Raw genomic sequence first — 24720 nt, 5'->3', positions numbered from 1 at the left:
TGCGCGGGTCCGCCGCCCGGGCCCCACCACGGCCATACGCAGCCTGAAAGTGATGCTGTGCGTAAGCGTCTCATATAGACCGTCTGTCCGTTTCCCTCCGGCTCCGTGACAATAATGTCCATCATTTATAATGGACATTAGCGTATGAAACACCGGACCTGGCTACTTGAAGCCCTGCATCTGCACTTCGACGAGAATTTAGCCCGGGTCGAGGCCGGACGCCGTCTGGGAATTCCAAAAACGACCGTTTGCGATCTTTTTGTTCGCTTCCGGAAAGCCGGGCTTTCATGGCCTTTGCCCTCCGCCATGTCGGAACAAAAACTGGATGAGTGTCTTTACCGCCCTCTCTCCAGCGCACCGCCAGCACCTGTGGTTACCGTTATGACCGCAAAACCGATCGTCAGAAAGCGCATCCGCAGACCAAACTTCCCGCGAGCGTTCAAAATCGCACTGGTCGAAAAATCACTTCAGCCAGGCACTAATGTGGCCCAACTGGCACGCGAAAACGGCATTAACGATAACCTGCTGTTCAACTGGCGCTGCCTTTATCGGAAAGGCCTGTTGCTTCCACACAACTGTGAGCCGGCACTGCTTCCTGTCATGCTGTCCGCCGAACCGGACAGAACCGTTGCCGTTCCGGCCTCCGGGCCGGAAAATACGTCCGGTGAAACACTGTGCTGCGAACTGGTTCTTCCTTCCGGTACCGTGAGGCTGAAAGGCACACTGACGCCGGAAATGCTGCAGGTGCTCATCCGTGAAATGAAAGGAGGGAGCCGATGATATCTCCCCCCGCAGGCTCACGCATCTGGCTGGTTGCCGGCATCACTGATATGAGAAACGGCTTCAACGGTCTGGCATCAAAGGTGCAGAATACGCTTCGTGCTGACCCGTTCGGCGGGCACCTGTTCATCTTCCGTGGTCGCCGCGGCGACATGATAAAGGTGCTGTGGGCGGATCGGGACGGCCTGTGCCTGTTCACCAAACGCCTGGAGCGCGGGCGCTTCGTCTGGCCGGTGACCCGCGACGGAAAAGTCCACCTGACGCCGGCGCAGCTGTCCATGTTGCTGGAAGGCATTAACTGGAAGCACCCGCAGCGGACGGAACGCCCTGGTCTGCGGATATAACCTGCTGTAAAGTGGGGTCATGGACATCTCACACCCTGATGAAAATGCCCGGATCAGGGCGCTGCTGCAGGAGCAGCAAACCACCATCCGCAAAATGGCGGAGTATAACCGTCTGCTCTCGCAGCGGGTGGCGGCGTACGCCAGCGAAATCAGCCGGCTGAAGGCGCTGGTCGCTAAGCTGCAGCGCATGCAGTTCGGCAAAAGCTCCGAAAAGCTGCGTGAGAAAACGCAGCGCCAGGTGCGCGAGGCTGAGGAGCGCATCGATGCCCTGCAGGAGGAGATGGCCGAGGTGCTGGGCGAGCAGAATGACCCGGTACTGCCACAGCCGCTGCGCCAGTCTTCCGCCCGTAAACCGCTCCCCATCACACTCCCGCGCGAAACCCGCACGCTGTTGCCGGCAGAAATCACCTGCCCGGCATGCGGCGGAGAACTCAGCGCGTTGGGCTGCGACATGTCAGAGCAACTGGAGCTCATCAACAGCGCCTTTAAGGTTATCGAAACGCAGCGGCCCAAACTGGCCTGCCGCAGCTGTGACCACATCGTTCAGGCCCCCACGCCTTCAAATCCCATAGAGCGCAGCTACGCCGGTTCCGGTCTGCTGGCCCGAATCGTCACCGCGAAGTTCGCAGAGCACACACCACACTACCGGCAGTCAGAAATCTACCGTCGTCAGGGCGTGGAGCTGAGTCGTGCCACGCTGGGGCGCTGGTCCGGCGCGGTCAGCGAACTGCTGGAGCCACTGTATGAGCTGCTGCGTCAGTACGTGCTGATGCCGGGCAAGGTGCATACTGACGATATCCCGGTGCCGGTGCAGGAACCGGGCAGCGGCAAAACCCGGACGGCCCGGCTGTGGGTGTACGTGCGGGATGACCGCAACGCGGGTTCACAGCTTCCGCCTGCGGTCTGGTTCGCGTACTCACCGGACCGTAAGGGAATGCATCCGCAGCAACACCTTGCCGGGTACAGCGGTATCCTGCAGGCGGATGCTTACGGTGGCTATAATGCCCTGTACGAAGACGGGCGCATCACGGAAGCGGCCTGCATGGCGCACGCCCGTCGGAAAATCCACGACGTCCACGTCCGAACCCCGACCGACATCACAACAGAAGCGCTGAAGCGAATCGGTGAGCTGTATGCCATCGAGGCAGATATACGCGGCAGTCCGGCAGAGAAACGACTGGCGGTCCGGAAAGTGCGGACCGTCCCGCTTATGCTATCGCTGTATGACTGGATACAGGGGCAGATGATAGTGCTGTCGCGCCACTCGGATACGGCGAAGGCGTTCGCGTACCTGCTGAAGCAGTGGGACGCGCTGAACCTGTACTGCAGCAACGGCTGGGCAGAGATAGACAACAACATCGCGGAGAACGCGCTGCGTGGTGTAGCCCTGGGCCGGAAAAACTGGCTGTTCGCCGGTTCAGACGCGGGCGGGGAAAGCGCGGCTGTTCTGTACTCGCTGATCGGCACCTGCCGGCTTAACGGCGTTGAACCCGAGGCGTGGCTGCGTTACGTCATCGGTCATATCCAGGACTGGCCGGTGAACCGGGTCCGCGATCTGCTGCCATGGAAGGTAGACCTTACTTCTGCTTGAACGTCAATACGGTCTAAATGCGACGCTTACTGCTGTGCAGCTTAACGCCAGTAACAGCAGAACTATTTTTCTCATTTACCTCTCCTCAGAAGGTCTCAGCGTATCAGACCGGAGGTCTGCTGAGTGTGTGATGTGATAAGTGGCCATCAGGGCAACGAAAGTGGTTGCCCTGATGGCGGACTGAAAGATCCCTGCGTCAGGGAATGTTATATACAATGGAAACCTGCGTTTTTGTGTCGGTTTTGTCCGGCGCGGTGGAAGGCGGCTTTGAATTATGCGTGTAGTTATACGTCACTTTCAGGGCGAACCTTTTATTCAGATCAATTCTTATGCCGGTTTCGGAATTAAGCGTGGAATCTCTCGAAGCAAGCACAGAAACGCCCTGGATGAAATAAGCGGCGTCAGTGAGCTTGTAAGAATAGCTCAGCGCAGTATAGGCAAGCGCGTTGGTCGTTCCGCTACCGTCAGTGAACTCATCATGCCTGACGCCAGGGCCGGCTTCAGCGCGCAGCGTGTGAAGCGGCCCGCTGAATATCTGCCTGCCGTATCCGGCTACCGTGGTGTAGCGGCCGCGGTACCCGTTGAATCTGTCGCCTGACCACCCGCTCTGTCCGAAAAGGAAATTTTTGCCGTCCAGGTTATGCCGCAGGCGCAGGCCCGCCTGATATTTCTCGGAGGAACGGGTGTCATCAGAGCTGTAGTTGTAGGCTTCTCCCCAGAGGCTGTAAGCGTTCGCCTTATCAAACCAGGTCAGCGTTGAATCAGCCGAAATGGTAGATGTCCGGGAATTACCTCCCTGATGGGCGTAGCTGCCCTGAACGTTACCTGCAAAATCACTTGTAGCCGTGGAAGGATCATCAGGAACGGTAAAAATGTCGACGCTGGCCATGGCCCCGGACGAAAAAAGGCTCAGGGCAAACAATGGAAGGCCGCGCAATAAGGTCAGTACTTTCAATTCATCAGCTCACATGTAAAAAATAAAGCTTATATGGACTGAAAATCTTTTCCTGCGGTAACCTGCTAAGGCATCGTAAAATTATTGAAGTTTTTCATAAATATGGGTGAACCTGGTCACGTCATGGCGTGACCAGGCCGCAGTCCCCTGACCTAACAGAAGAGCGATATTCTCTTTACGCGCTCGGTCAGCCGTACAACCCTGTCACCGGGAGACCAGCCTGCCATTAACTACGCTGTACGCGCGCTGGTTATCAGACCCCAGCAGGCTGCTTACAGGTGAGACCATCCTCAGGCTGCCGTAGTCCGCTTGCACCGGGACGTAATTAGCGGCGTTGCGCGGGTCTCCCTTTCCGCGATAATGTGCCACATATGGGTAAGGAAATATCGGGCGCGTCATGGTGAAGGCCGCAGGGGCTTCTGCATAAGGCAGCCCCTGCTTCTGGTCCCCGTGAAAATGCGCGGATGCGTCCTGAGTGCCTGCCTTGTCCGGTGGGGTTCCCGCAGGCGGTTCAGAAGGTTGCTGCTCAATGGATGCTGTTTTACCTGCGATCAGACTGTCCGGCGCCACGCCTTTCTCCGTCCAGTCCATTAGCGCTGAAAGCAGGTCGACCTGGTCCGGCCCCTCACCGTTACCGCAGTGCGCCACACCCGGCAGCAGGAAAAGACGCATAAATGAATCCGTTTTCTTTATCCCTAACTTTTGCTGGACTCCCCGGAAATAGTCAACGGTGCCGGCGGGGGTGATCGAATCATCCGCCAGTCCATGCCAGAGGATCAGTCGGCCGCCTGTGGCTCTGAAAGGTTCCAGATTGGTATTTGTGGCGTTATAAAGCGGCGCCAGCTCCGCAACCCTTCTGAAGTTTTCGCGATTGAAAGCAAAGTCGGAGATCTGATTCAGCGACTGCTTTCCACCGGGCAGTAAAATGTACTGCAGAGCAGGGAGCGCCATCATTTCCGACATTGAACGTTCCCCTGCTTTAGCAGGAACCGGCCATCGCAACTCGGAGCCGGCTGGCAGCCCCGCCGGAACAAACTGATTTCCCATGTCATCATGTGCGCCGCGGTAAAGGTTATCAGCAACCTTAAGCTCTTCTGAAGTCATGCAGGCGCTTTTATCCTGCTCACCAGGCGCGCACTGGCTTATCCAGGTCCGTGAAAAATGGCAGGCGAAAGGATTTTCCAGCAAGCCGTCACTGACGCCGGAAAGCGAAGGGCAGTGTGTTATTACTGCTTCATGGAGCAGCGCAAGGCGACTCTGAAGCAGGACAGGCGTACCGTCTGCACGCAGATTCGCCGTGACGTTCCAGCCGTGGAAAAATGAGTTCTGCGTTGAAAACCACGCAGCGGGTGCGCCCGCGCTTATTCCGTTAAAATCTTCAGGGTAGCGCTGGGCCTCCATCAGCGCCTCACGCCCTCCGTCTGAGCACCCCATGAAATAGGCATATTGTTGCGGTTGTCCGTAGAAAGTCCGGATAACCGCTTTTGTAAATTGTGCCGTAACATGCTGCGCGCGGTAGGCAAAATCAATACGTTTCTGAGGGTCAAGCGCCCAGGCGGCGTCCATCATACTGCCCGAGTGGCCCATGTCGGTTGAGGATACGGCAAATTCACCGTTCATCGCCGGTATGCAGCCTTTTGCATCGGACAACCCGAGGTTAATCTGGCCACACAGGCCTCCGCAGCCCACCTGAAGCAGGCGCTGCGTCCACTTATCTTCAGGTAAAGCGACCTGAACCCCGACTGACGGTGAAAGTGTTGCGCTGACCAGACAGAAAGTGCCCTGTGAGGTTTTCAGCTCCCGCGCCGAGTTGATGCTGACTCCTGCATCTACGCCCTCAGTAATACGGGTTGCTCCTAAAGTGCTGCAGGACATTACCGGCCTCACGGGCGTTAAGGACTGCAGGGCCGCTTCGGCCTGCGTCAGGCCGGCGAAAAAAATTAAAAACACCGCCAGCACGTTACGCACATACGGAAAGGTAAGTCTGTCATTCATTTGCGGCTCCATAAGATTTGAGTCAGCACGGGCATCTGGCGGCATGCCGACCTGAGTGAGTCATCGGTGTAAGTATGTATAGGCAGTCAGATATTCATAAATTGATATGGCACAGGCATTTATCACTGAGACTTCTTCCAGGAATTTCAGAGAGGAGTTCGAAGATTTGTGCAGGTAAAGAGCCCCTGCATTGATTTTCTGACGTCAGGAAGTCATTAACAGTTAATTAGCTACGTGTGAAGATTAGCAGGTCACAGGTGTCCTCTCCGGTGAATCGCCACGGATAATCTAGACACTTCTGAGCCGTCGATAATATTGATTTTCATATTCCGTCGGTGGCATCTGATCACTCGAACCATGCCAGCGCTTACTGTTATAAAACATTTCGATGTAATCAAAAATATCGCTGCGGGCTTCTTCCCGCGTTCCATAGATCTTTTTCTTTATCCGTTCACGCTTCAGCAACTGGAAAAAGCTTTCTGCAACCGCATTATCGTGGCAGTTACCGCGACGGCTCATGCTCCCCTCCAGGCCGTGTGATTTCAGGAACGACTGCCACTCATGGCTTGTGTACTGACTGCCCTGATCAGAGTGAACCAGCACCTGTTTTTGGGGATTACGCCGCCATACAGCCATCAGCAATGCGTTCAGGACAATGTCCTTTGTCATCCGGGATTGCATCGACCAGCCGATAATTTTGCGTGAGAACAGATCAACAACCACGGCAAGATACAGCCAGCCTTCGTGGGTCCTGATGTAGGTGGTGTCCGTTACCCAACGCTCATCCGGAGCATCCGGATTGAACTGTCGCTGGAGCCTGTTGGGCGACACGATACAGGCCTCGCCTTTACGTGCCCGCGGGCTCCGGTATCCGACCTGAGCCTTTATCCCGGCACGTTTCATCAGTCGCCAGACTCTGTTGACTCCGCACTGTTGCCCGGTGTCCCGCAGATCCAGATGGATCTTGCGATAACCATAGACGCATCCCGACTCCAGCCAGAACTGTTTAATCTGTCCTGTCAGTCTAAGGTCTGTCTGATGGCGTTGTGAATGCGGCTGCTGAAGCCAGGCGTAAAAGCCACTGGGATGAACATCCAGCACCCGACAGAGCAGGCGAACAGGCCAGCAACAGGTGTTGTCACGGATAAAGGCGTACCTCAGTCGGACAGCTTTGCGAAGTACGCCGCGGCTTTTTTTAATATGTCCCGTTCGTCGGTAACACGCTTCAGCTCTTTCTGGAGACGGCGAATCTCGGCCTGAGCATCTGACTGTTCTTTATTATTGGAAGAATCCGGGCCGTATTTCTTTATCCAGGCGTAAATCGAGACGTGTTGCAACGCTGGAAACAGAATAACCACGATCAACAACCTGTTTGACTGCTTCAATTTTAAACTCTTCGGGATAACGCTTACCGCTCATGGGCACCTCTCTTTAAGCCATCTTAAATGACTCCGAGGTGTCTGTTAAACCCGTGGCGATTCAGTCCGGAAGGGCAGAAGAAGAGCAACTGGGTTATACGCTCCGGAATATCCAGGATGAAATTTTCACCTATCGAGCCTCATGCCCGCCCGTTCCCAACGGTATTCAGCTGATAATGAAGTCCAAAAATGAGCGAGTTTATATTGATTACTTTGAAACGAATCTGAAAGAGATGCACCTTCAAGAGTAATACCCCTTAGCTCCGGTGTATGCTTTATCTATGCCGGAGCCACACATCACGGTAAACCATTCAGGTTGCGGAGGATATTGATTGGAAGACCATTGCGGAGAGTACGCCCCTGAAGATTAAACGTCGCAGCGTAACCAGTATTTTAACTTATGTTGTTTAAGAACCAAGTTTATAAACAAATCACCAGAGATCTTTATTCACATCAGGAGTATGAAAAAAAATAATCGACCAACATAGATACAAAAAGGCCACCTCATTAGGTGGCCTTTTTGTACTGCGAAACTTTGTGTTCGTCGGCTTGCATCTTTCAGCGTCGCAGGGAGAGTGCCGTCTCTTTACCCCTACCAATGTGCTAAGTACATCACATTTTTTGAATCTATTCCGCGACATGAAAGCGCTCTTTCAAGCTGCTAAGCGGCCTTAATAACGTACCAAATGGGATTATTTGCTTGCAGTAGTCCCATAATGGGACTACTATAGACAAATGAAAATAATCTCAGTCAAAACGCTAAGGGATTTCTGGACGACGAACCCTGATGCAGAACAGCCGTTAAAGAGCTGGGTGGATGAAGCCAGCAAAGCAGACTGGAAAACTCCGGCAGAAATCAAAGAGCAATACCGCAGCGCAAGTATCCTTAAAAACAGGCGCGTGGTGTTTAACATCAAGGGGAATGACTACAGACTGATTGTTGCGATTGCTTATCAAAGAGGCTGGATGTTCGTTAAGTTCATCGGAACCCATAAAGAATACGATAAAGTAAATGCGGAAACTGTGGAGCCAGATTAATGACCATGCAGATTAAACCTATCAGAACAGAGCAGGACTATAAGGCAGCGCTCAGCGCCGTCTCACCGATGTTCGACAATGAGCCAGGGCTGAACACACCAGAAGGCGATTACTTCGAAATTATGTGCCTGCTTATTGAAGAATATGAGAAGAAACATTATCCGATTGAAGCGCCAGATCCGGTAGAGGCCATCAAGTTTAGAATGGAACAGAAAGGGCTGACCGTGAAAGACCTGGCATCGGCCATCGGTAAAGAAAACCGCGTGTATGAAATCCTGAACCATAAACGCAACCTGACATTACCCATGATCAGGAAGCTGCATACACAGTTTGGTATCCCGCTAAGCAGCCTGGTCGGGGTTTAGAACTATGCCCACTTTGCTTGAAGGAGTGCTTGTAGCGGGCTTAATCCTGATCGGCTTCTCTGACCTGCTCCCCGTTGATTGATACACCGCGATGTTAGCAATGTCTTCATCAGTCACATGAAGACATCCCCATAATTGCGGTCTGGTACTGAGGTCATGATTCTTTCTCCGTAGTAATTCTGCCTGCCGGGATGTTGTGGGGGAAATCGGCGGGGGTCGATAACGGGACCGCTTTCTGTTATATCTGTGGTGTTCCCTGGCGCATTTTAAGGATGAAAGGCAATGAGAGTAAGTGAAGAAGCCCTGTTGCGCTCTGGCTTCAGCCCCGCAGACCTGCGAAAAGTCAAAAACAACCTGGAAAGTTACGGCGGCACCCTGGGGGATGCCATTCAGGATCTCTCCAGACGCTTCACAATAGCGCTGGCCGTTGTGCTGTGTTGTCTTGCTGTATTTATTTTTCTGCTCTTTGTTGGTTCCAGCGAGACCGTTTTTTCCGGTGGGATTGCGCTTCTCTGCGGTTGTGCGGTTGCCATTTTTGTACAACCGCCTGTGTTGTCTTATAAGTCCTGGCGATACCAGAGAGCGCACAGGAATTAGCGACTTTGCTGATCGGTCGTGAGAAGGTCAAAAATCACTTTCGCCCTGACGCCATAATCCACGATTTTCATCGTTAATTTTGGTCTGCTCATGGTGTCAACTTTCCGGTAATAATCACGGGGAAGCCACCTGAACAGACGCCACGCGCCGGGTTTTCTTGCCAGACCAAAAACACTGTAAACACTGGCGCTCAGTGTTGCCGCATTGTAGAACGCCAGTCCGGTGTTCGGGCTGAATCCCATGAACTGCGCAGCCTCCATTGCCCCGTCTGCAAAAATTCCTTCAGAGTGCGACTCTTTGCCGTAACGGAGATGGCTGACTTCCTTCGATATGCCATTTACGCCGTCAATGAACAGTGTGGCACCGGCCAGCATACCAATGGGGGTCATGGAAGAGATCATGATCATCCCGCCGAACATGGCCACCCCGGACAAAACGATATGTACCGCAGATATGACATACCCGACGATTTTGTTATTGTCCCGGATAAACTCCACTTTAGCGATGAGCTTTGCGGTCTGCATCCGTAGCAGTCGATCCTGTTCACGAAGGTTCTCAGTCTCTTCCCGCAGTTTTTTTATACAGGCTATACAGTCTTCGTCAGTCCTGGCCTGACGTGCTGCGGCAAACTGTTTCTCTACAACGTCCCTGATTTCCTGAACAAACTGAAGCCGGGTGAGGCTGTCGCGCAGGTGAAAGCCTGAAACCACATTTGCGGCCTCTACCAGCTTTCTCGCCTCCAGATTGACCATCGTTTCGGCCCATGCCCGGTTACGGCCACCTGAACGCATCATTGAAAGTAACGCAGCATCCATTTTCACTCTCCCTGTAGACTTTACCGTTCTGAAGATAATATAAACCTTTATCCTCATGTGTAAACCAGACTCCGGAAGGGCATCCGGGAGCACTGCATCACGCCGGGTGGCGTTAATGAAACATCCGCTGATCGGCCACCTTCGCCAGCCCTTGATCCTGCAGCTGATTAACGTGCACCAGACTGTCCAACTTCCTGTATCGGGTGAAAAAGTTGTCGTATACGCATTCTCACGCCTTACCGTCAGTCCATCGCGGCAAGAAGATGATGGAGCAGCGGGTCACTGCCCGTCGGTTCACGCCGCCACCCGGAGCGCTGCAGCAGCCTGTCCAGTCCGGCCGTGTTCCCGGTGATGCGGGCGGGCAGGGGACAGCGCTGCCCGCCGTGCTCATTAAACCCCACATCGAGCGCATTTTTATTCAGATACAGGCCGGTAACGGACGGATTCAGCTTCAGCGCCCGGCGACCGCTCCACTCGCTTTCGCTCAGCACCATGTAAATCCAGCCGGCGAGTTTCAGGGTGTTCAGCGCGTGCTGCAGCCGGAACAGGTCGTTCTGCGCCAGCAGGTCGCTGCTGCCGGCCCGCCACAGGTAATCCAGCTTACCGGGCAGGTCGGCCCGCACGCCCTTTTCACGACCCTCCTTCAGCAGCCAGCGGATATCGTTCGCCAGCTCCTTCCGGAAACGCCGCTGTTTTTCGGCGCTGGCCAGCCAGCGGGTGAGAAAGAGATTTTCCTGCGCGGGTGAGGCCGCCTGGCCGTCGCGTCGCGCCAGGTGCAGCGCAACCAGCGCGCACCAGGCAAGATGTTCAACGGCAGCGTTGTTATTTTCGTAAGCGTCTTATCCAGACCGTCTTTTATTTTTTTCCGCGTTTCCTACCATGGACACTTTCGCGAACATGGACACTACCGTGGACAGAAACACGCCTTACACCAGAAGACCCTGGATTTTCACTGCACTAAGCCTGCGGTTTAACGACGCCCTGACTTATCGTGAAATCGCAGAGCAACTTAACGTCAGCACTTCCGCTACGCATAAAATGTTCAAGCGTTTTCGCCGCACGGGTATTAACTGGCCGCTGCCGGAGGAATACACGCCTGAGCGCCTGGAGGAGGAGCTTTACGCCTTCAACCTTGAAACAAACCTGCCTGTCAAAAAACGCCGTCCGGACTGGCCTCTGGAGTTCAAAATCCGCCTGGCAGATTTAACCCTGCAGCCGGGCGCCTGTGTGGCACAAATTGCACGTGAGCATGGCATCAACGATAACCTGCTCTTCAACTGGCGTAATCTGCATCGTCAGGGACTGCTGGATCCTGCCAGCAGGGCCGCTCTCATCCCGGTTACCGTGGAGCCTCTTTCGCCACCCAGGCACAACGGGGCAGTATCATCAGACTCTCCCCCGATCATAAGTTGCAAGCTGACGCTGTCGGGCGGCAGCCTGAGCCTGACCGGGCCACTGACGCCGGAGCTGCTGCACGTACTGGTCAGCGAACTCAGGGAGGGTGAGGCGTGATTAACTTTCCGGCTGGCTCGCGCATCTGGCTGGTCGCCGGTGTGACGGATATGCGCTGCAGCTTTAACGGGCTGGCAGCGAAAGTGCAGAACACGCTGCGTACTGACCCGTTCAGCGGGCACCTGTTTATCTTTCGCGGGCGACGGGGCGACATGATAAAGGTGCTGTGGGCTGACCGGGATGGACTGTGCCTGTTCACCAAACGGCTGGAACGCGGGCGCTTCGTGTGGCCGGTAACCCGCGACGGTAAAGTCCATCTGACGCCGGCGCAGCTGGGCATGTTGCTGGAGGGCATTAACTGGAAACATCCGCAGCGGACGGAACGCCCTGGTCTGCGCATCTGAACCGGAGTAATGTGGCTGCATGGAACGCTCACTCTCCGATGAAAATGCCCGCCTCCGGGCGCTGCTGGACACGCAGCAGCACACCATCCGCCAGATGGCGGAGTACAACCGCCTGCTCTCACAGCGGGTGGCAGCGTACGCCAGCGAAATCAACCGGCTGAAGGCGCTGGTTGCTAAGCTGCAGCGCATGCAGTTCGGCAAAAGCTCCGAAAAGCTGCGGGAGAAAACGGCACGGCAGGTGCGCGAAGCTGAAGAGCGCATCAGCGCTCTGCAGGAAGAGATGGCGGAAGTTCTGGGTGAGCAGCATGACCCGGTACTCCCGCAGGCGCTGCGCCAGTCGTCCGCCCGTAAGCCGCTGCCGGCCACGCTTCCCCGCGAAACCCGTATTTTGCCGCCAGCCGAAACTGTCTGTCCGGCGTGCGGCGGCAGCCTCAACCCGCTGGGCTGCGACGTGTCGGAGCAGCTGGAGCTCATCAGCAGTGCCTTCAGGGTTATCGAAACGCAGCGGCCGAAGCTGGCCTGCTGCAAGTGTGACCACATCATTCAGTCCCCGATGCCGTCAAAACCCATCGAACGCAGCTATGCGGGCTCCGGCCTGCTGGCGCGCATCGTCACGGCGAAGTTCGCAGAGCATATGCCTCACTACCGCCAGTCAGAGATATACCGCCGTCAGGGCGTGGAGCTGAGCCGGGCCACGCTGGGGCGCTGGTCGGGTGCGGTGAGCGAACTGCTGGAGCCGCTGTATGACCTGCTGCGGCAGTACGTGCTGATGCCGGGCAAGGTGCACACCGACGATATCCCGGTACCGGTTCAGGAGCCGGGCAGCGGCAAAACGCGCACTGCGCGGCTGTGGGTGTACGTGCGGGATGACCGTAACGCGGGTTCACAGCTTCCGCCTGCAGTCTGGTTCGCATACTCGCCGGACCGTAAGGGCGTGCATCCGCAGCAGCACCTTGCCGGGTACAGCGGTATCCTGCAGGCGGATGCGTACGGTGGCTATAATGCGCTGTACGAGGACGGACGCATCACTGAGGCGGCCTGCATGGCGCACGCCCGGCGAAAAATCCACGACGTGCACGTCCGTACACCAACGGATATCACCACCGAAGCGCTAAAACGCATCGGTGAGCTGTACGCCATCGAGGCGGAGATACGCGGCAGTCCGGCAGACGAACGGCTGGCGGTGAGAAAAACCAGAACCATCGCGCTGATGCAGTCGCTGTACGACTGGATACAGTCGCAGATGAAGGTCCTGTCACGCCACTCGGATACGGCGAAGGCGTTCGCGTACCTGCTGAAACAGTGGGACGCGCTGAACCTGTACTGCAGCAACGGCTGGGCAGAGATAGACAATAACATCGCGGAGAACGCGCTGCGCGGTGTTGCCCTGGGCCGGAAAAACTGGCTGTTCGCCGGTTCAGACAGCGGCGGTGAGCGGGCCGCAGTGTTGTACTCCCTTATCGGAACCTGCCGGCTTAACGGTATGGACCCGGAGACGTGGCTACGGTATGTCCTTGGCAATATCCAGGAATGGCCTGTGAACCAGCTGCGCGATCTGCTGCCGTGGAATACCGGAGTGACCTGTGACTAGGAAAACGGCTCGCGGTTAAGATATATAATGTTTGCTCTTAACAGAAAAGGACAAGAGATGAATCCAGCCAGTCTGATAAGGATCGATACGATGGATCCAGATACCATAGAAAAAGTATCCATAAGAGCTATCGAACTGTCTTCTTGCTGGCAGAGTCGACAAATGCCTGAAACGCTTTGCCATGCAAGAGTGGGATTAATTGAGGAGTTGCCGGGCTGGCGCAATCCGGCAGCAATTAGTCTTGGAGGTGCCGCCATGGGTGCAAATGTCACCCACCTGAATGCCAGACTTGAAGGTAGTGAGTCTGTGGAGGACCTGGCGTCCTTCCTTGAAAACTGGTTTGACATTATTGCCATACGGACACCTTCTCTTGATAAGCTTGAACAATTTTCTGCAGCAACCAAAATGTCAGTCATAAACCTGCGAACTCACAGTAATCATCCCTGTGAGATTCTGGGAGATTTGACATACATAAGACGTTTAAAGGGAGGGTGGAACAATATCCACATTGTCGTTCTCGGGCCTGATGCAAACATATTACGCTCATGGATCGAAGCTGCATCTGTATTGCCTATAACGGTTACTCAGATAGCGCCCCCAGAGTTACTGATTGCTCATGGTGGCAGAATTAAAAACTTCCATACTACTCATGATAAATATGTCATAGAAAGTGCTGACGTGATCATTACTGACTGCTGGCCAGCCCGTGTTACCACTGAGCTTAGAAGTAAACTGGAGAGGTATCAGGTTGACAGGCAATTACTTTCGACCTGCGACGCCGACACTGTGTTTATACCCTGCCCCCCTGTAACTCGTGGCCAGGAGGTTTCATCTGAAGCAATGCTGGACAAACGCTGTCATGTAAAAGAAGCCAAAGATTATCTGTTACATGTACAAAATTCGGCTATGGAGTTCATGTATCAAAGCCTTCTCAGTCCAGCATCAACTCCAACACGGAATTAAGCATAGTCATGCTGTTTGGTTGTCGACACGGTTTTTATGAGACTTGCATATTAACTCTGTTTGAAAGTCATTGAAGCCTGCATGAGCCTGAAATTAAGATTTTTTCCAGCCATCTGGATCATGTCTCACAAACGGACTGTATTCCGGAGCTTCAGGCTTCAATGTTTTGTCTTCGTTGAAATCATCTTCTCTATTGAAGGGGATGATGGGCCATTCATGTATATTGGTTAGTCTGTTTTCAAAGTCTTCCACTTTTTCATCAAGTAACTTCTGCTGCTCTTTTTTTGCTATTCCATCGAGGCCGCCACGCACCCCATGTATAAGATAAGGTTCCAGCATGCTGTAACCTATATAATGAAGCGCATGTATGGGTGACCATAACATCAATCGCATGTCGCCATGACGTCCATTATAGCCACAGGCATTTTCAGGCGCACCGGCAGTAACGGAGAGTAACGCACGCTTACCTTTCATCACGCCATTCTCATGTCGTTGCCTGCTGTCATAGATCCCACCATAAACAAACACCCGATCCATCCATCCTTTCAGGATGGCGGGCATGCCAAACCACCAGAAAGGAAAATGCAGAAGCAACAGGTCAGAGTTGATCAATAACTGAATGTGTCTCGAAACATCATCGGGCAGAATTTTCTTTTCCCAGTGGTGGCGCTGTTCCCTCAGGGCATCAAACCTCACTGAATCCTGTCTGTCCGGGTAAAAGATTTTACCCTCAACAGGTTCGAAGTTTTCACTGTATAAATTGACTGAGTTAACCACTGAGCCTTGCTTTTCAAATACTCGTGCGGCTTTGGCAGCCAGATATGAGTTAAACGAATCCGCCTCAGGGTGAGCGGTGATAATCAGTACATTCATATTGGACCTCCCTGGTGACTTTTAACTGTCATAGTGTTTTCTTTTGGTTATGCAATCAATTACGCACTTTGAGGTAACTACTCATGCCATACCCAGGAAGCGTTTACTCTGCTAAATGTTCAGCACGTGATGCCCTTGCGCTTATATCAGGAAAATGGGTAATGCTTATCCTTCCTGCTCTCGCTGAAGATCCCATGCGCAATGGCGAACTGATGAGAAAAATCGAGGGAATTTCACAAAAGGTTCTTACCCAGACTCTGCGGCAACTTGAACGACATGGCCTGGTGTCCAGATTTGACCACGAAGAAAAACCTGCCTGCGTAGAATACAGTCTGACAGGAGTGGCAGACTCACTCGTCAGCACACTTAAAGCTCTTGATCGCTGGGCCGAGATAAATTTCCCTGAACTTGATGCCGCAAGGATCAGATACGATCTGGAAAAAGATGATGATTAATTAAGTATGAGGAGTCTGATATGAATCTCATGCAAGTCAGCTTCGACAATGACAATTGAAAGAATGTGGACACTATTCTCCAGGAATCGGAGCCAACTGCACAGACGGTCTAAATAAGACGCTTACTTATTTTCCACGTTCAGCCTCCTTCAGCGGCGCAGCGGCCCGCTTTCTCCGTGCAGGGAGAAAAAATGACCATCAATGTGGCGGCGAAAAAAAGCATCCGGGTCCTCTGCGGCGCAGAAGCCCTGATAAAGCCGGGCCGGCACCGCCAGCCAGCGGCGACAGGCGCCGTTGCGGTACTCCAGCTCGAGGATGCCGGAAGTCGGATCGAAGCCGGCGCTGCGGAAAAGGCCGGAGGTGATGTCATGTCTGTTCACGCGGAGGTGTGTCCTGTACGGTGTCCGGGAAGGGGTGCAGTGAAAAACACAGGCTTCCCGACGCTGAAATCAGCCTGTATTTTACCATACCCCGGCACCGGCCACTCCGTTAAGGAGCAGGAAAGGCCGGCATTGCATCACCCTCCGGATCAGAAGACGCATCCCACTGCCACCACCGTCCGGCGCCGTATTCCCGGTCGTAATGCGCGATTTTCTTCTGCTTACGCGCCAGATAGTCCGGCGTATTCATCCCGAACACCTCCAGCGGCAGGGCGTCAGTGCCCTGCACGTCCGTAAGGACGAAGTCAGGAAACACGTCCTCTTCCCCGTCATAGCGCAGTGGTTTAATGAAAGCACGTTTTCCCTGCCACAGATTTTCTTCAACCAGCCCCTCATACACCGAGTCCAGCGGGATAAAGCGCGGGCTGACGGTCATCAGCGCAACGTCCGTGAGCGTGCAGCCGTCAGCAGGCCACGTAAGCCCGTTTGACGGCGGAAAGGTCATCACCGGCGGGTCGCCCTGAGCGATCACCACCACTTTCATGCCCCGGCGCCAGTGCCCGAGTTCGCGCGAAAAGCTCCTCAGCAGCCGCCCGCGCACATCTTCCGGCAGCGTCAGTACCGGAAATCCGGCAAAGTGCCCCAGCGGCAGGGTGCCGAGCAGCCGTTCTTCTGCCTGCTCACTCCAGCCGGCCAGCAACGAGACGAAAATGAGCCGGCGGGATGCTTCTTTTGCTCTCCGGACCGCAGCACGGTTTTCATCGGCCTGCGGTGTCCCTTTGCGCGCCATCAGCAGCAGGCTTTCCGGCAGCGGTACCCGCCCCACCCGGATGTTCTCCGCTGTGGTGTTCAACCGCGCGCTGACCCATCCGGCGTTACGCTTTATCCGGCTGCGGTCAAACGCCGGCTGCCACAGGTTAATGCCCGACTGCTCCCAGAGAAAATGCAGCAGCCCCAGAAGCTGCATTGAGGGCTGGCGGCGGCGCGTCTTTCTCTCCCCGTCTGCAGGCGGTACCGCTGCTTTTTCCTCCCCGGCGTCTTTCTTCTGCAGCCCGGTGGGCAGGCGGATAACGAATGCGCCCTCCGCGTCCGCCTTCACAACGTCCGTGGTGTATATTGCCGCCTGCCGCTCGTCGGGCCAGACGGAGTAAAAGCGACAATCCGGCGCGTGGTCATGCCCCGTAAAAGCGTAAGAGGAAAGCCAGCACTGGTCCGAGCTCTGCGACAGGTGTACTTTCAGACGCCGTTTCACCTCTTCACCTTCCGGCGGCAGGCACTGGCAGGTCACAACGGTGGTAAGTTTATTATCCCGCGCATGCCTCAGCCAGCGCTGCCAGTCGGCCACGCGATCCCGCTGAAAATCCCCGCCGGCTTCCGACACGCCCCGGAGGCCAGAAAATCTTACGGTGTATACTGTCTTTTTACCCATAACATTTCTCCTGTCACGGAATGCGGTTATCCTTGCCTGACGCAGTCCGTTATTTTCTGTCGCAGGGAAGCGGCACTGACTCATCCCACAGCCGGTTAAATTCAGTCTGATATTCGTCAGTAACCGCGCGGTCACCGTTTATCACCACCACATTTTCCGCATTCCTGTTCGCGGCCGCCGCGGTGAAATTAAAAGAGCCGGTTTCAACCAGGTTATTGCCGGTGACGATAAATTTGTTGTGCATAATGCGGTAGCGGCTGCTGAGCCGCACCGGAATGCCGGCACAGGCGAGCTGATGCGCGGGCAGCCAGGCCTGGCGGTTTGCCCCGGCGTCGGCGACCAGCCGCACGGCCACGCCCCGGTACGCCGCAGCCGCGAGCGCATCGGCCACGGGCCAGCTGGTGAATTCATACGCCGCAATATCAGCGGTCAGCTGTGCGCTGTTGATGGTCTGCAGTACCCGTGCCTGTGCCGTCCCGCCGGGAGAAAACCCGGCCGAGATACTGACCTCTGCATAAACGCCGGGCTGATTCAGCAGCAGTAAAATAAATGCGAATATATATTTTTTCATCATGAACCACTCAGTAAATATCATGATTTTAATATTACACAATAATCCCCTTCAATACACCGACTGTTATTCAGTCAGAGGTAACTATTCCATAAATCACTTAATAATTTTACTAAATCTTCCTTTCTGATTTCCGATAATAAAAATAACAGCGGAGGAAAAAATATGAATTCATTTCACGAACTGAATACGATGACATCCCGCGGGGATATTAAAAGCGCATTTGCGTTAATCCGCGAATGGCCGGAAAATATCGCGCGTAAGATAATGAAAAAGGCCGGTTACAGCGTGCCATCACACACCGGACGCGCGTTCTGGTTGTGGGTGCAGCAGACGCTGATACAGGCCTCCCGTGAAAAGCGATGTGGTTACCAGCAGCGTTTTTCACGATCTTTCAGCCGTGTCCGACTGAAAGCAGAAAATTATTACGATGAGTATGCCAGGATGATGGCTGAGCAGAACAGGGAGTGTGAACCAGAATTCCCCTCAGAAAGGGTCGTAAACCTGGAGCGGATTGCTGAGCCAGCAACAACCGGTCCCGTTACGGTATCCGAACTCAGGAAGATCGTCTGTGAGGATGTGACGCACGAGACTGAAAACCGGAGAATTGTTTGTATTGTAGTTACCCGGTTAAAATCGTTTAAGACATATATTCATTCTTGTGTTTCCACGTTCAGGGCTATATTTAAAAACACAGGAGTGTCTCTCAGTAAACGCCATTCAGTTCTGAATTTAACTGAAGCGATATGCTTCCACTATTTCAGGGAAAAGTATGACAAAAACAGACTGGTTGATGAGGTTCAGGCGCTGTCGTTCAATAGATACCCTGGAAACCGTCTACGAACACCTGAAGTACGAAGGTGATCCGAAAGAAGAATTTGCTTTCACCTCAGCTTACGATCACCGCAAGGCTGAATTGACGGTTGGAAAGTTGTTCGACCGCGTTCCAGCGCACGTCTGGAAATTAGTGAGCTGAATGAACAGAACAGACAGTTACAAACAGCTTTTACAGATAACGGGAACTGCATACGCGGATTCTTTGTGTATGCGATTCCCGGTGAACAAGCTGAAGCCGCGTTAGACACTTATTCACATATCCACTGAATAGATCAATTCTTTTAGTTCATATATAGATCACTTAAAGATCAAATAAGATCACCGAGTTTCTAAGATATTGTTTTAATTGATTAAACCTCAGATATTGGCGGTCACTTTCATAAAAAAAGCGGTTACTTTCATAAAAAAGGCGTTTACATTCATAAGCAAGGCGGTTACTTTCATAAACATTAGGTGGTCACTTTCATAAAACCGCATGTCGAATTCATTTTAGGTAAGGATAAATGGAAAAAGAACAGGAAAACATACACATAGACAGTCCTTTTTCTATTGTAAAAAAAGAATCAAACACAAGTTATGAACTGGTACCTACAAGTAATAAGTCAGTTCAGCCTGTAGCTCTCCTGCGTTTGAGCGTATTCACTCCGGTAGCACCAAAGGAAAAAGGTAAACGCGACTTTTTGATTGATGCCTCGGAAGAACTATGCAGCTTAGAAGTAGCAAGACAAGAAGGGTACACAGACATCAAGATTCAAGGCGCTAAGCTCAGCATGTCGACTGACTTCAAAACTTGGGTCGGCATAATTTCTGCTTTTTCAAAATATGGCTACAGCACTGAAAAGATCACTTTACCTTTCTCTGAATTTGCTCGCATGTGTGGCCTGAAACCCACTGATATCAACGGACGAGCCAGGGCACGTTTACACGATTCACTTTTTAACTTATCCAGCGTAACCCTATCTTTTCGTGGAAAAAATGCAAAAAAGTCTCTCGTTACCCACCTCGTTCAGAGAGCTGTTCTTAATTATGAAACAGACCAGGTAGAGATCGTAGGCGACAGCAGTCTTTGGGAGTTGTATCGGTATGATCATAAGGTATTACTTGGGTTAAAAGCACTGTCTGAACTGTCACGGAAAGAGGCTGCTCAGTCCCTTTACGTTTATCTTGAGAGCATGCCTGCCGGCCCACTCTACATCTCGATGAGAAGGTTTCGCGAGCGTTTGGCTCTTGAATCGCAGATAAAAGATCAAAACGTCATAATCCGCCGGGCCTTGGCGGATTTAGTAAGAATTGGTTATCTGGACTTTAACGAGTACAAGAAAGGGCGTGAAATCATGTTTGTTATCAATAGTAGGTCACCAAAACTACAACGTTCAGCGTTCTCTAACGCCGACTAAGCGGTTACTTTCATAAAATGACTTGCTTGGCGGCTACTTTCATAAGTGTCACTCTGATGAGTAGGGTTCTTTCATAAACTTTACCTGTGCAGAGAGCATGAACGGTGTTTTTATTATGAATGTAACCGCTTTATGTATTGCGTTTATGAAAGCAGACTACCGTTATTAGGCAGACGATAGGTTTATTATGAAAGTGGACGCCTGGGTGGTAGTCTCATGGCACGATGATACTTGAGGTTTTTTTGGCCACTCAGCTGTGGAGATCGTTGCAAAAGATAGCGGTGATCTGCTTATCTGGTGTGTGCCCGTAATCGGTTACAGGAACTGATACGGACATCCCGGAGCCTCAGTGATCGGAGGCAAAATAACAAGTGGCAAAAGCGCCTCGTTAACCTTTTCTGGCCACCTCCTTACACAGGATTTCTGCAGTTTTCGTCCGCCGCGCTTCATACTCCGCTGATCCTGTCGGCTCATGACGCCCCTGCATGCCTCCGCAGTTCAGTGAATGCAGACTGTTCGCAGAGAGCAAAACCACCCACGCGCCGTTCCAGTACACCGGCGTCCGCAAGTGGCAGCAGCAGCTGCCAGGTTATCCTTGTGGACATATCAAAATGGTCTGCAAATTCGCGGAGCCGTGCCGTTTTCTTTCTCCTGTCGTGGAAAAAAGTGCGCAGTGCCGAGCGCAGGACGCCCTGAAGTGACTGTTCACAGCGGGACTGTTCTGTACCGGTGAGAAGAAAACAGCGGCGCAGCCAGAGCAGAACATGCAGGGCTGTTACGTGTCTGCCCCGTTCTGTCAGTATTTCAGCAGTCCGCAGATAAGAGCGGATGATTGACATCTTCTGCCCCGCAATACAGTAGCGGCCCTGTCCCCTCAGACAGCCGGTTCTCTCCGTTTTCTTTTCCCGGAACAGTCCGGTGAGGATGGCGCGGACCCGGAAGGAGGGATAGCCAGTTGCTGCAGATATTTCGGTTGCTGAAAGTGCGGGCTTCTCCGCAATCATGCGCAGAATCACTGCCCGGGCTTCAGCCGGTTCCCTGTATGCCATTTCCATTCTGACTCTCCTTTTTCAGATATAATTTATACCCTCCGCCGTACCGGCAGAAATGAATTATGTCAGTTCTGCTATGCGCATCGCGCATGGAGGCGCCAGCCGGTGCTGTATGGGGCACTGAGGGTAAGGGGCGCCGTGACCCGGCGAAGCCGGTTCCGGTATGAAAGGTTTCACCGATGCCCATCCCATTCCTGCCAGGCCATACCCGCTTTCAGCGTTACAGAACGGATTGTGCGCCGTCGGAGTGGTCATGGCAAGGCAAAGCCGCAGCCGGGGCGTATCTCCGCGTTAGCGGGCCGTCAGGGCCGCTTACGGGCGTGTTCACCAGAGCGTGAAGCAAAATCGCTGACAGCGACTCATTTTCTGTAGTTACAGCATTCATTTATCAGCCACTGCTGTTCCGGCCCTCCGGGCCGGGCGGCGGGGGCTGTTCAGTGGGGGCAACCGGGTTTCAGATGTGGCGCAGGTCTGGTCCGGGAGGGGCGCGGAGCTTCAGAACTGTGTTATTACTACGCGTGGATGTTTGTTGTAACTAATATTGCACCCGGGCCCGCGTCAGCGGGAGCTGCTTCAGATTCTGAGCGGCGCGGACGCTTGTGTCCGCTGCAAGCGAAGGCCTTATTTATCCACGCAGAATGCCTGCATGAAAAACTATTTATTTTTATGAAGATCTCTTCTGACGAAAGTCAGGAATATCTTGCAGGTAGTGCTGACTGTATTTACGGGTAAATGGCGGATACTGATTGCGGGTAACTGTGAAGAAAAAAAGAAGTGGCATCTGTTATGGCCACTTTTTCTGTTTTCGGGGGAAAATGCCGGCGCGGCGGAGTCCCTGCACCGGCCATTTTGCGATCGGCACAAATGCCTTTACCGCCAGTTAAGGCGGTTAAAGAAAGGGAGAAAGCGCTAATGCACGATATCGGGTATCGGGTGTGGGCTGGCTTCATAATCCAGCCCAAGGTCCAGCTGCCTGAGACGATTCCAGACCTGACGGTCAAACTCCTCCGGGGGAAGGTGCATCCACTCATGCGCCGGACGGGCGCGCAGCAGCCTGGCCATCGCATTACGTCGGTCATCGATCGGCAGCTTACTCAGACGCTTACGACGCTTCAGTTTTGAGGCTTTTTCCCGGCGACTCAGCAGCGTGGCCATACGCATGTTTTCGTACCAGCGCCGGCGCGCGGCGCGGACCGAATCATGCGTGCCGGGTTCAGTGATGCCGTCAGCCTCCGCCGCAAGGCGGGCGTTACGTTCTGCCAGGAATTTATCCATGTCGATGCCGCACAGCTGCCAGAACCGGTCAGTCAGCACAATGTGACGCGGCATGCAGTAGCCCGTCACCGGGTCCGTTTCCAGGTCCGGCCGTTCAGTCAGGCCGAAGCGTTCCCACTCTTCGAAGAGGCGGGAAAGCCGGGAGGGTTCAACGCGGGTTTCAGGAATGACCTTACCGTTCTCATCCCGGGGGCTGAGCTCGTCAGCCAGTTTGCTGCAGTTGAACGTGACCACAGACGTGGCCAGATCGGCGCGCTGGATCAGCAGCGGCCATATCGCATCATACAGCGCCTGCTTTTCCGGCCGGAAATCACGTTTACGTCCGGCCGCATCGCGCAGCTGCACAAAATACGGGTGGCGGGACATGCGCTGGCGCAGCACCATTTTTCCGGTGCGCTTGTTCTTCATGACAAGCCGGCTCATGGCATGTCCCATCTGTCCGGGCAGACGCCGGAAATTAGCAGGTGCAAACCATTCAGGGTTTGAACACTTACAGACAACGGAGTGATCGCCACGACGGCGTCCGTCTTTTTTGAGGTTCGGGCCGTTTAACCCGATTAAAATCTGGTCATTCACCCTGTCCCGAACTTATGGCGGACAGGGGTTGTCTTATGAATAGCATGCGTTATAATCCTTCACAGGCGCAGCGCCTGCTTTTGAACCCCCTGATTTCTGTCAGCCCGCCAAAGTTGAGCAGAATCAGGGGGTTTTTGCATTCGGAGCCCGGTAAAACTGAAGCTCCGTACCCTGGACGTTTTTACGGATACGTCCCATCCGGTAAATTCTTTCCCGCACCGCGCATGTCCGGCCACAGGTTTTCGCACATCCTCATCGTCAACCACCACAGTATTCGATAAGGATCAAAATAAGATCGCCGCCCGGCGAATTCTGAAAAGAATACTCATCTCAACCGGTTAAATCCAGCACAGATTGCACATGGCACTAATCGTATGGATAAAAAAAGTTCACCGTCCGGAAATGCCGTGACCTGCTTCATATCTTTATTCTGACTTAACCGAAATCACGCGCATGGCGGTGCGGTGACGGACTTCTGTCAGGAAAAAGCAGACCATTAAAGAAGGTTAAATGTGGATACCGGGCGGGTGACATGTTCGCTGACGTTCGCGTTTAACAGGCAACGGGCAGACCCTTCAGGCTGAGGCGTACCGCAGCAGCGCGGGGAACGAACAGCCTGAAGGGTCTGCCCGTTTAAAGGGGTAAAGTTTTCAGCCGGTTAGCCGATAGTCTCCCCGCGACCGGCCGGTGTACCCCATGACATAAAAGCCGGCGCTGCTGGTTTGCCCGGATGCTGTGCCCCGGGCTTTTTTCAGCCCTTCGCTGCGCGGTCTATGGCCTGCTTCATCGCCAGCTCCCCCGCCATTCCCGGAAAGACGGTGGTGTTGTCCGCCGTGGCATTTTCTGCCGGCATCACGATGATACCCGGCGTACCGGTCAGACCCAGCATCTCTGCCAGCTCATCATTGCCTTTGATCAATGCATCAGACTGACTGTAGCCGGTCACGTTCTCCGGTCCGGCACCGGCCGCGGTGGCCACCTGCTCGATGTCCTGTACCGTCAGGTGCCCCTCATTGTGACCGGTGCGGTAAATCCCGTTATGGAAAGCCATATAGCCATCTGCTCCCTTCTGCCTCCAGATATCCAGCCCGCGACGGGACGCCGCTGTGGATTCCTGATAACGCCCGGCAAAGATGGTCCAGTCGCGGAAGGCGAAGCGTACATCCGGCCGGGCAGCCATGACTTTCTCCATCACCGGCGCCATCGCGCTGCACACGCTGCACTCGTAGTCAAAAAACTCTGTCACAATCACCTTTGAACCGGCGGGTCCCTTTACCGGTACGCCATCGAGCTGCATCAGCAGCCGGTGACCACGCAGCGCTGATGCCGTCAGGGCCTGCCGCTGCAGTTCGGCCTGACGCGCCTGTAGCTTTTTACTCACCTCAATAAGCACGTCGGGATGAGCAACCAGGTAATCTGCGGCAATTTCCCCGATGCGGGCCTGCTGTGCAGAAGTAAAGTCGGCGTTGTCTGCCGCTGAGGCAGAAACAGAGGGCAGTACGGTGCTGATGGCCAGCGCAATCGCGGCCACGTTCAGGTATTTTTTCATGTTGTCTTCCGGAAGCCG

The 24720-nt window shown here is 53.8% G+C and carries 25 protein-coding genes and 1 pseudogene; 14 read left to right on the top strand and 12 right to left on the bottom strand.

All coding sequences use genetic code 11. From position 1 onward, the window contains the following. Positions 1-144 precede the first annotated feature (144 nt). The 3 genes from tnpA (PAT9B_RS29380) to PAT9B_RS29370 are packed head-to-tail and all read left to right on the top strand — an operon-like array spanning position 145 to position 2715. Entirely contained in the window at positions 145-780 is a 636-nt protein-coding gene (tnpA, locus tag PAT9B_RS29380; protein ID WP_013511944.1) for an IS66-like element accessory protein TnpA, read from the top strand. Then, entirely contained in the window at positions 777-1124 is a 348-nt protein-coding gene (gene tnpB / locus PAT9B_RS29375) for an IS66 family insertion sequence element accessory protein TnpB (protein WP_013511945.1), read from the top strand. Before tnpA (PAT9B_RS29380) ends, tnpB (PAT9B_RS29375) begins: the two co-directional genes overlap by 4 nt. A 19-nt stretch (positions 1125-1143) precedes the next feature. Further along, positions 1144-2715: an IS66 family transposase gene (locus PAT9B_RS29370; protein ID WP_013512922.1), complete on the top strand. Its 1572-nt coding sequence runs from the start codon at positions 1144-1146 to the stop codon at positions 2713-2715. Positions 2716-2911: 196 nt separating this feature from the next. Here PAT9B_RS29370 and PAT9B_RS29365 read toward each other — a convergent pair whose 3' ends face one another. The 3 genes and pseudogenes from PAT9B_RS29365 to PAT9B_RS29355 all read right to left on the bottom strand — a co-directional run bounded on the left by PAT9B_RS29365 (position 2912) and on the right by PAT9B_RS29355 (position 7084). Then, on the bottom strand, positions 2912-3670 hold the full coding sequence (locus tag PAT9B_RS29365) for a YdiY family protein (protein ID WP_013512921.1): 759 nt from the start codon (positions 3668-3670) through the stop codon (positions 2912-2914). Between the two features lie 204 nt (positions 3671-3874). Beyond that, positions 3875-5665, bottom strand: a complete 1791-nt coding sequence (locus PAT9B_RS29360) for a tannase/feruloyl esterase family alpha/beta hydrolase (protein ID WP_013512920.1) — start codon at positions 5663-5665, stop codon at positions 3875-3877. Between the two features lie 288 nt (positions 5666-5953). Continuing rightward, positions 5954-7084: pseudogene (locus PAT9B_RS29355) on the bottom strand (IS3 family transposase). Positions 7085-7818: 734 nt separating this feature from the next. Between PAT9B_RS29355 and PAT9B_RS29340 the strand changes: the two are divergent. The 3 genes from PAT9B_RS29340 (at position 7819) to PAT9B_RS29330 (ending at position 9083) form a co-directional block, all read left to right on the top strand. Then, positions 7819-8121, top strand: coding sequence for a type II toxin-antitoxin system HigB family toxin (locus tag PAT9B_RS29340; RefSeq protein WP_013512918.1), 303 nt, complete (start codon positions 7819-7821; stop codon positions 8119-8121). Positions 8122-8126: 5 nt separating this feature from the next. Continuing rightward, positions 8127-8486, top strand: a complete 360-nt coding sequence (locus PAT9B_RS29335) for a type II toxin-antitoxin system HigA family antitoxin (protein ID WP_041526348.1) — start codon at positions 8127-8129, stop codon at positions 8484-8486. A 282-nt stretch (positions 8487-8768) separates the two neighbouring features. Beyond that, entirely contained in the window at positions 8769-9083 is a 315-nt protein-coding gene (locus tag PAT9B_RS29330) for a hypothetical protein (protein WP_013512916.1), read from the top strand. On the opposite strand, the gene PAT9B_RS29325 is transcribed toward PAT9B_RS29330, so the two are convergent. Further along, positions 9080-9898: a DUF4225 domain-containing protein gene (locus PAT9B_RS29325; RefSeq protein WP_013512915.1), complete on the bottom strand. Its 819-nt coding sequence runs from the start codon at positions 9896-9898 to the stop codon at positions 9080-9082. The genes PAT9B_RS29330 and PAT9B_RS29325 overlap by 4 nt on opposite strands. A gap of 242 nt (positions 9899-10140) precedes the next feature. Next, positions 10141-10686 carry a DUF2913 family protein gene (locus PAT9B_RS29320; protein WP_049792273.1) on the bottom strand — a complete coding sequence of 182 codons (546 nt, stop codon included), beginning with the start codon at positions 10684-10686 and terminating at the stop codon, positions 10141-10143. Between the two features lie 121 nt (positions 10687-10807). On the opposite strand from PAT9B_RS29320, the gene tnpA (PAT9B_RS29315) reads away from it, so the two are divergent. From tnpA (PAT9B_RS29315) to PAT9B_RS29300, 4 genes are all read left to right on the top strand, one after another. Then, entirely contained in the window at positions 10808-11410 is a 603-nt protein-coding gene (gene tnpA, locus PAT9B_RS29315; RefSeq protein WP_190274705.1) for an IS66-like element accessory protein TnpA, read from the top strand. Then, a complete protein-coding gene (tnpB, locus tag PAT9B_RS29310) occupies positions 11407-11754 on the top strand; it encodes an IS66 family insertion sequence element accessory protein TnpB (RefSeq protein WP_013512913.1) in 348 nt (115 codons plus the stop codon). The genes tnpA (PAT9B_RS29315) and tnpB (PAT9B_RS29310) overlap by 4 nt, the downstream gene beginning before the upstream one ends. Before the next feature lie 19 nt (positions 11755-11773). Next, positions 11774-13345: an IS66 family transposase gene (locus PAT9B_RS29305; RefSeq protein WP_013512912.1), complete on the top strand. Its 1572-nt coding sequence runs from the start codon at positions 11774-11776 to the stop codon at positions 13343-13345. A 90-nt stretch (positions 13346-13435) separates the two neighbouring features. Then, entirely contained in the window at positions 13436-14308 is an 873-nt protein-coding gene (locus PAT9B_RS29300) for an ornithine carbamoyltransferase (protein WP_255360086.1), read from the top strand. Positions 14309-14401: 93 nt separating this feature from the next. Here PAT9B_RS29300 and PAT9B_RS29295 read toward each other — a convergent pair whose 3' ends face one another. After that, positions 14402-15181 (bottom strand): NAD(P)H-dependent oxidoreductase, encoded by a 780-nt coding sequence (locus tag PAT9B_RS29295; RefSeq protein WP_013512910.1) that lies wholly within the window; start codon positions 15179-15181, stop codon positions 14402-14404. A gap of 83 nt (positions 15182-15264) precedes the next feature. On the opposite strand from PAT9B_RS29295, the gene PAT9B_RS29290 reads away from it, so the two are divergent. Continuing rightward, entirely contained in the window at positions 15265-15636 is a 372-nt protein-coding gene (locus PAT9B_RS29290) for a helix-turn-helix domain-containing protein (protein ID WP_013512909.1), read from the top strand. 149 nt (positions 15637-15785) lie between these two features. On the opposite strand, the gene PAT9B_RS29285 is transcribed toward PAT9B_RS29290, so the two are convergent. From PAT9B_RS29285 to PAT9B_RS29275, 3 genes are all read right to left on the bottom strand, one after another. Then, a complete protein-coding gene (locus PAT9B_RS29285; protein WP_041526330.1) occupies positions 15786-16016 on the bottom strand; it encodes a KTSC domain-containing protein in 231 nt (76 codons plus the stop codon). 109 nt (positions 16017-16125) lie between these two features. Then, positions 16126-17445, bottom strand: a complete 1320-nt coding sequence (locus PAT9B_RS29280) for a DUF1173 family protein (protein ID WP_013512908.1) — start codon at positions 17443-17445, stop codon at positions 16126-16128. Positions 17446-17494: 49 nt separating this feature from the next. Then, positions 17495-18019, bottom strand: a complete 525-nt coding sequence (locus PAT9B_RS29275; protein ID WP_013512907.1) for a phospholipase D-like domain-containing protein — start codon at positions 18017-18019, stop codon at positions 17495-17497. 162 nt (positions 18020-18181) lie between these two features. On the opposite strand from PAT9B_RS29275, the gene PAT9B_RS31065 reads away from it, so the two are divergent. From PAT9B_RS31065 to PAT9B_RS29265, 3 genes are all read left to right on the top strand, one after another. Further along, the gene (locus tag PAT9B_RS31065; protein ID WP_041526329.1) at positions 18182-18880 is read left to right on the top strand and encodes a hypothetical protein; all 699 of its coding nucleotides are present in this window, start codon (positions 18182-18184) and stop codon (positions 18878-18880) included. After that, positions 18789-18992, top strand: a complete 204-nt coding sequence (gene hha / locus PAT9B_RS30200) for a hemolysin expression modulator Hha (RefSeq protein WP_083810370.1) — start codon at positions 18789-18791, stop codon at positions 18990-18992. The genes PAT9B_RS31065 and hha overlap by 92 nt, the downstream gene beginning before the upstream one ends. 364 nt (positions 18993-19356) lie before the next feature. After that, positions 19357-20250 (top strand): RepB family plasmid replication initiator protein, encoded by an 894-nt coding sequence (locus tag PAT9B_RS29265; protein ID WP_013512905.1) that lies wholly within the window; start codon positions 19357-19359, stop codon positions 20248-20250. A gap of 470 nt (positions 20251-20720) precedes the next feature. Here PAT9B_RS29265 and PAT9B_RS29260 read toward each other — a convergent pair whose 3' ends face one another. From PAT9B_RS29260 to PAT9B_RS29250, 3 genes are all read right to left on the bottom strand, one after another. Beyond that, positions 20721-21305: a hypothetical protein gene (locus tag PAT9B_RS29260; protein ID WP_013512904.1), complete on the bottom strand. Its 585-nt coding sequence runs from the start codon at positions 21303-21305 to the stop codon at positions 20721-20723. A 906-nt stretch (positions 21306-22211) separates the two neighbouring features. Further along, the gene (repA, locus tag PAT9B_RS29255; protein WP_013512902.1) at positions 22212-23153 is read right to left on the bottom strand and encodes a plasmid replication initiator RepA; all 942 of its coding nucleotides are present in this window, start codon (positions 23151-23153) and stop codon (positions 22212-22214) included. 751 nt (positions 23154-23904) lie between these two features. Further along, on the bottom strand, positions 23905-24702 hold the full coding sequence (locus tag PAT9B_RS29250) for a DsbA family protein (protein ID WP_013512901.1): 798 nt from the start codon (positions 24700-24702) through the stop codon (positions 23905-23907). Positions 24703-24720: the final 18 nt, after the last annotated feature.

The organism is Pantoea sp. At-9b (assembly GCF_000175935.2).
Lineage (GTDB): Bacteria > Pseudomonadota > Gammaproteobacteria > Enterobacterales > Enterobacteriaceae > Pantoea.
This window is presented reverse-complemented; position numbering and strand designations above follow the sequence as displayed.